Below are 5,541 nucleotides of genomic sequence, written 5' to 3'. Positions count from 1 at the left end.
TTGACTGGGGTTTTTTGGGCTGTAAGAGCCTGACGATGACCTACTTTCACACGGGAACCCGCACTATCATCGGCGCAAAGTCGTTTCACTGTCCTGTTCGGGATGGGAAGGAGTGGTACCAACTTGCTATGGTCATCAGGCATAAAGGGTTGCTGATCTGCTGTTTTGAGGCAGATCGGCGAATTCATAGAGTCTGGAATCAGATTTTTTGTATTTTGACTGCGTCTAACTTGGCATAACAGACTTTGAGCTTCACGCTGAGAGCGTGTTGGCTATCAAAGTTATAGGGTCAAGCCGCACGAGCAATTAGTACTGGTTAGCTTAACGCATTACTGCGCTTCCACACCCAGCCTATCAACGTCCTGGTCTTGAACGACTCTTTAGGGGGCTCAAGGCCCCGGCAGATCTCATCTTGAAACGAGTTTCCCGCTTAGATGCTTTCAGCGGTTATCTCTTCCACACTTAGCTACTCGGCAATGCCACTGGCGTGACAACCGATACACCAGAGGTGTGTCCACTCCGGTCCTCTCGTACTAGGAGCAGGCTTCCTCAAATCTGCAGCGCCCACGGAAGATAGGGACCAAACTGTCTCACGACGTTTTAAACCCAGCTCACGTACCTCTTTAAATGGCGAACAGCCATACCCTTGGGACCGGCTACAGCCCCAGGATGAGATGAGCCGACATCGAGGTGCCAAACACCGCCGTCGATATGAACTCTTGGGCGGTATCAGCCTGTTATCCCCAGAGTACCTTTTATCCGTTGAGCGATGGCCCTTCCATACAGAACCACCGGATCACTATGTCCTGCTTTCGCATCTGCTCGACTTGTCAGTCTCGCAGTTAAGCACGCTTATGCCATTGCACTATCGTCACGATGTCCGACCGTAACTAGCGTACCTTCGAACTCCTCCGTTACGCTTTGGGAGGAGACCGCCCCAGTCAAACTGCCTACCATGCACTGTCCCCGATCCAGATAATGGACCTAGGTTAGAACCTCAAACACACCAGGGTGGTATTTCAACGTTGGCTCCATGAGAACTAGCGTCCTCACTTCAAAGCCTCCCACCTATCCTACACAGATCTGTTCAAAGTCCAATACAAAGCTACAGTAAAGGTTCATGGGGTCTTTCCGTCTTTCCGCGGGGAGATTGCATCATCACAAACATTTCAACTTCGCTGAGTCTCAGGAGGAGACAGTGTGGCCATCGTTACGCCATTCGTGCAGGTCGGAACTTACCCGACAAGGAATTTCGCTACCTTAGGACCGTTATAGTTACGGCCGCCGTTTACTGGGACTTCAATCAAGAGCTTGCACCCCATCATTTAATCTTCCAGCACCGGGCAGGCGTCACACCCTATACGTCCACTTTCGTGTTTGCAGAGTGCTGTGTTTTTATTAAACAGTCGCAGCCACCGATTTTTTGCAACCCCGTTGGGCTCGCCTTGTACAGGTTCACCTACTTGGGGCATACCTTCTCCCGAAGTTACGGTATCAATTTGCCGAGTTCCTTCTCCTGAGTTCTCTCAAGCGCCTTAGAATACTCATCTCGCGCACCAGTGTCGGTTTGCGGTACGGTCGTCAATAGCTGAAGCTTAGTGGCTTTTCCTGGAAGCAGGGTATCACTCACTTCGTCTGCAAGCAGACTCGTTATCACCCCTCATCTAAGCCCGGCGGATTTGCCTACCAGGCACGACTACAGGCTTGAACCAACATATCCAACAGTTGGCTGAGCTAACCTTCTCCGTCCCCACATCGCACTATTGATCGGTACAGGAATATTGACCTGTTTCCCATCAGCTACGCATCTCTGCCTCGCCTTAGGGGCCGACTCACTCTACGCCGATGAACGTTGCGTAGAAAACCTTGCGCTTACGGCGAGGGGGCTTTTCACCCCCTTTAACGCTACTCATGTCAGCATTCGCACTTCTGATACCTCCAGCATCCGTTACCAGACACCTTCACAGGCCTACAGAACGCTCTCCTACCACGCACAGTAAACTGTGCATCCGCAGCTTCGGTAACTGGCTTAGCCCCGTTACATCTTCCGCGCAGGACGACTCGATCAGTGAGCTATTACGCTTTCTTTAAATGATGGCTGCTTCTAAGCCAACATCCTGACTGTTTTAGCCTTCCCACTTCGTTTCCCACTTAGCCAATTTTAGGGACCTTAGCTGGCGGTCTGGGTTGTTTCCCTCTTGAGTCCGGACGTTAGCACCCGGTGCTCTGTCTCCCAAGCTGTACTCTGCGGTATTCGGAGTTTGCATAGGTTTGGTAAGTCGCCATGACCCCCTAGCCTAAACAGTGCTCTACCCCCGCAGGTAATACTTGAGGCACTACCTAAATAGTTTTCGGAGAGAACCAGCTATTTCCAAGTTTGTTTAGCCTTTCACCCCTATCCACAGCTCATCCCCTAGTTTTGCAACACTAGTGGGTTCGGACCTCCAGTACCTGTTACGGCACCTTCATCCTGGCCATGGATAGATCACTTGGTTTCGGGTCTACACCCAGCGACTGATTCGCCCTATTCGGACTCGATTTCTCTACGGCTTCCCTATTCGGTTAACCTTGCCACTGAATGTAAGTCGCTGACCCATTATACAAAAGGTACGCAGTCACCCTTGCGGGCTCCTACTTTTTGTAAGCATGCGGTTTCAGGATCTATTTCACTCCCCTCCCGGGGTTCTTTTCGCCTTTCCCTCACGGTACTGGTTCACTATCGGTCGATTACGAGTATTTAGCCTTGGAGGATGGTCCCCCCATATTCAGACAGGATTTCTCGTGTCCCGCCCTACTTTTCTCTAACTTAGTACCACACGTCTGTTTTCGCATACAGGGCTATCACCTGCTATGGCCGGACTTTCCATTCCGTTTTGCTAACAGTCGTGCTATCACTAGAAGGCTCTTCCGATTTCGCTCGCCACTACTTTCGGAATCTCGGTTGATGTCTTTTCCTCGAGCTACTGAGATGTTTCAGTTCACCCGGTTCGCCTCGCATGACTATGTATTCATCATGCGATACCTCTTGCGAGGTGGGTTTCCCCATTCAGAAATCTCCGGATCAAAGCTTATTTGCCAGCTCCCCGAAGCTTATCGCAGGCTATCACGTCTTTCGTCGCCTGTAATCGCCAAGGCATCCACCACATGCTCTTAGTCACTTGACCCTATAACTTTGACATCTCTTTCAAGATATCGCCATCATCTCAAGGACTTGTCAGGTCTTTCACCTGACGCGTTATGCCGTAATGTGAATAATTCCTCGATATCACTATCAAGAAATATTCGTCATTACTGAGTTCAAATTACTTCGCAATCGCTTTCGCAATCACGTTTGCTCATTGAACATTCGTTTTGACGCAATCAAAAATTCGTCACCAGGGGCACGGTCTGCACTAAACCTTTACGAATGTGCAGTTTCCCCTGGCAACTCTGATTTCGACTCTATGAATTTTTAAAGAACAGCCGATTGATCAATCGATATTGATCAACAACAAAGCAGCCTTTTGCAAAGCAGCTTTGGTGTTGAAGTCCCGAAGTGTTGGGTGTTGGTGGAGGATGACGGGATCGAACCGACGACCCCCTGCTTGCAAAGCAGGTGCTCTCCCAGCTGAGCTAATCCCCCAGTGTCCTCTCACGTATCCGTCCATTGGAATTTGGTGGGTCTAGTTGGGCTCGAACCAACGACCCCCGCCTTATCAAGACGGTGCTCTAACCAGCTGAGCTACAGACCCATTCCACATTCCTGCGAATGTCTTCGCAAGTCTGCGGCTTGTTCCAACAACCGATAAGTGTGGGCGTTCAATTTTGAATGCGGTTTTCCAGAAAGGAGGTGATCCAGCCGCACCTTCCGATACGGCTACCTTGTTACGACTTCACCCCAGTCACGAACCCTGCCGTGGTAATCGCCCTCCTTGCGGTTAGGCTAACTACTTCTGGCAGAACCCGCTCCCATGGTGTGACGGGCGGTGTGTACAAGACCCGGGAACGTATTCACCGCGACATTCTGATCCGCGATTACTAGCGATTCCGACTTCACGCAGTCGAGTTGCAGACTGCGATCCGGACTACGACTGGCTTTATGGGATTGGCTCCCCCTCGCGGGTTGGCAACCCTCTGTACCAGCCATTGTATGACGTGTGTAGCCCCACCTATAAGGGCCATGAGGACTTGACGTCATCCCCACCTTCCTCCGGTTTGTCACCGGCAGTCTCATTAGAGTGCCCAACTAAATGTAGCAACTAATGACAAGGGTTGCGCTCGTTGCGGGACTTAACCCAACATCTCACGACACGAGCTGACGACAGCCATGCAGCACCTGTGTTACGGCTCTCTTTCGAGCACTCCTCTATCTCTAAAGGATTCCGTACATGTCAAAGGTGGGTAAGGTTTTTCGCGTTGCATCGAATTAAACCACATCATCCACCGCTTGTGCGGGTCCCCGTCAATTCCTTTGAGTTTCAACCTTGCGGCCGTACTCCCCAGGCGGTCAACTTCACGCGTTAGCTTCGTTACTGAGTCAGTGAAGACCCAACAACCAGTTGACATCGTTTAGGGCGTGGACTACCAGGGTATCTAATCCTGTTTGCTCCCCACGCTTTCGTGCATGAGCGTCAGTACAGGTCCAGGGGATTGCCTTCGCCATCGGTGTTCCTCCGCATATCTACGCATTTCACTGCTACACGCGGAATTCCATCCCCCTCTACCGTACTCTAGCTATACAGTCACAAATGCAGTTCCCAGGTTGAGCCCGGGGATTTCACATCTGTCTTATATAACCGCCTGCGCACGCTTTACGCCCAGTAATTCCGATTAACGCTTGCACCCTACGTATTACCGCGGCTGCTGGCACGTAGTTAGCCGGTGCTTATTCTTACGGTACCGTCATGGACCTCCTGTATTAGAAGAAGTCTTTTCGTTCCGTACAAAAGCAGTTTACAACCCGAAGGCCTTCATCCTGCACGCGGCATGGCTGGATCAGGCTTGCGCCCATTGTCCAAAATTCCCCACTGCTGCCTCCCGTAGGAGTCTGGGCCGTGTCTCAGTCCCAGTGTGGCTGGTCGTCCTCTCAGACCAGCTACAGATCGTCGGCTTGGTAAGCTTTTATCCCACCAACTACCTAATCTGCCATCGGCCGCTCCGTCCGCGCAAGGCCTTGCGGTCCCCTGCTTTCATCCGTAGATCGTATGCGGTATTAGCAAAGCTTTCGCTCCGTTATCCCCCACGATCGGGCACGTTCCGATGTATTACTCACCCGTTCGCCACTCGTCAGCATCCGAAGACCTGTTACCGTTCGACTTGCATGTGTAAGGCATGCCGCCAGCGTTCAATCTGAGCCAGGATCAAACTCTACAGTTCGATCTTGATTTTTTCGCTCTTTCGAGCAACTCATAATTAAGAATTGAAGTGAACTTCACTTCTCTCTCATGAGCGTTTGTAGTGCTAAGCACTAGTTCCAAAGAACTTGGCACTCGCCATCAAACGCCCACGCTTATCGGCTGTATGTTTTTAATGAACCGGATCACTCACAAGACGTTGCGTCTT

At 51.1% G+C, this 5,541-nt stretch carries 2 tRNA genes and 3 rRNA genes; all 5 read right to left on the bottom strand.

Annotation, left to right across the window (positions count from 1 at the left end):
- Positions 1 to 27: 27 nt before the first annotated feature.
- The 5 genes from rrf to KYG_RS00960 all read right to left on the bottom strand — a co-directional run bounded on the left by rrf (position 28) and on the right by KYG_RS00960 (position 5,355).
- Positions 28 to 140, bottom strand: a 5S ribosomal RNA gene (rrf, locus tag KYG_RS00980).
- A 145-nt stretch (positions 141 to 285) separates the two neighbouring features.
- Positions 286 to 3,164: ribosomal RNA gene (locus KYG_RS00975) — 23S ribosomal RNA — on the bottom strand.
- Between the two features lie 382 nt (positions 3,165 to 3,546).
- Positions 3,547 to 3,622, bottom strand: a tRNA-Ala gene (locus KYG_RS00970).
- A gap of 32 nt (positions 3,623 to 3,654) precedes the next feature.
- Positions 3,655 to 3,731, bottom strand: a tRNA-Ile gene (locus KYG_RS00965).
- 91 nt (positions 3,732 to 3,822) lie between these two features.
- A 16S ribosomal RNA gene (locus KYG_RS00960) occupies positions 3,823 to 5,355 on the bottom strand.
- Together the 16S, 23S and 5S rRNA genes with 2 tRNA genes alongside form the textbook arrangement of a ribosomal RNA operon.
- Between the last annotated feature and the right edge of the window lie 186 nt (positions 5,356 to 5,541).

The sequence above is a fragment of the Acidovorax sp. NO-1 genome, from assembly GCF_000238595.1.
Taxonomy (GTDB): domain Bacteria; phylum Pseudomonadota; class Gammaproteobacteria; order Burkholderiales; family Burkholderiaceae_C; genus Acidovorax.
Note: the sequence above shows the minus strand (reverse complement) of the source record. Positions and strands in the feature narration are given on the sequence as shown.